Raw genomic sequence first — 1,652 nt, forward strand, 5'->3', positions numbered from 1 at the left:
CATCGCTATCAAGCTAACAAAACAAAATCCCCCCTAAAATGAAAAAATAAGCTATTCTTTCTGTAGAATCATAGGAAAGGATGGCGTTTTTTATGTCTGTTTCTGTGTCTAACGAATTACAACTATTTGCTCAAGAGATTCAAAGTGCCCTATCTCCAAATGCCTTACGAGATCTTGCTAGAGATGTTGGCTTTGTACAACGAACCAGTAAGTACCAAGCAAAAGATTTAGTCGCTTTATGTGTATGGGTGAGCCAAAATGTAGCTATGACTTCTTTAACTCAGTTATCTAGCTGTTTAGAAGCATCAACAGAAGTACTCATCAGCCCTGAGGGCTTGAATCAACGATTTAATAAAGCGGCTGTTCAATTTTTACAACACCTATTAGCTGAACTACTAAAGCAAAAACTGACCTCATCTATGCCAATTTCTTATCCATATACTTCTGTTTTCAAGCGTATTCGTATTTTAGATTCAACTGCATTTCAACTTCCGGATGTATTTTCATCAATTTATCCTGGTGCGGGAGGATGCAGCCATACAGCGGGAGTAAAGATACAGCTTGAGTATGATTTATTAAGTGGACAATTCCTTCATATTCATACAGGTCCAGGTAAACAACATGATCGAACCTACGGTTCCCTGTGTGCCCCAACTGTAACAGCGAATGATTTATGTATCCGAGATTTAGGTTATTTTCATTTGAAAGATCTTCAACATATACAAGATAAAAAGGCTTATTATATCTCACGTATCAAATCGAATACACGTATTTATCAAAAAAATCCAAACCCTGATTATTTTCAAGATGGCAGAATTAAGAAGGGTACAGAGTATATCCAAATAGATATGGAGGTTTTAATGAACTCTCTTCAGCCAGGACAAACATATGAAATATCCGACGCTTATGTAGGAATGACTGATAAAGTACCAACTCGTGTGATTGTTCATCGACTAACAAAAGAACAACAACAAAAACGATTACACGATCAAACGGTAAGAGAAAAAAAGAAAGGAATGAAGTATTCTGCTCGTAGTAAACGACTTAGCGGTATCAATGTATATATGACAAATACCCCTATAGATATTGTCCCGATGGGACAAGTACATGATTGGTATTCTTTACGTTGGCAAATCGAGATTTTATTTAAAACATGGAAATCATTCTTCCATATTCATCATTGTAAAAAGATAAAACGAGAACGATTGGAATGCCATTTGTATGGGCAACTGATTGCTATTCTACTCTGTTCTTCTACCATGTTTCAAATGCGGCAATTACTTCTTATGAAAAAGAAACGAGAACTGAGTGAATATAAGGCCATATATATGATTAAAGATTACTTTTTTCTTCTTTTCCAATCGATACAAAAAGACACCCAAGAGCTATCAAAGGTGTTACTTCGCCTGTTCAACCTCCTACAGCAAAACGGGAGAAAATCTCATCGATATGAGAAGAAAACAGTCTTTGATATATTAGGTGTCATTTACAATTGTACCAAGTTTGATAATCAAGCGGCTTAAATCAAAAAATTGAAACCCATTAGGGTTTATTTCGTATGCAAATCTTTCAATTCCCTACACGTAGCTTTTTAAAAAAAGAAACAACCTCTACTATAATTAACGTTGTATGGGCTTAGCTTGATAGCGATG

Annotated in this window: 1 protein-coding gene; it reads left to right on the plus strand. The window is 35.5% G+C overall.

Annotated elements, in window-relative coordinates:
• Positions 1 to 92: 92 nt before the first annotated feature.
• Entirely contained in the window at positions 93 to 1,523 is a 1,431-nt protein-coding gene (locus BAU23_RS12510) for an IS4 family transposase (protein ID WP_071734572.1), read from the plus strand.
• Positions 1,524 to 1,652 lie beyond the last annotated feature (129 nt).

The organism is Bacillus nitratireducens, from assembly GCF_001884135.1.
Lineage (GTDB): Bacteria > Bacillota > Bacilli > Bacillales > Bacillaceae_G > Bacillus_A > Bacillus_A nitratireducens.

Excerpts from the sequence above, each read along its gene's own strand:
- BAU23_RS12510 (WP_071734572.1), top strand. The coding sequence starts at position 93 with ATGTCTGTTTCTGTGTCTAACGAATTACAACTATTTGCTCAAGAGATT.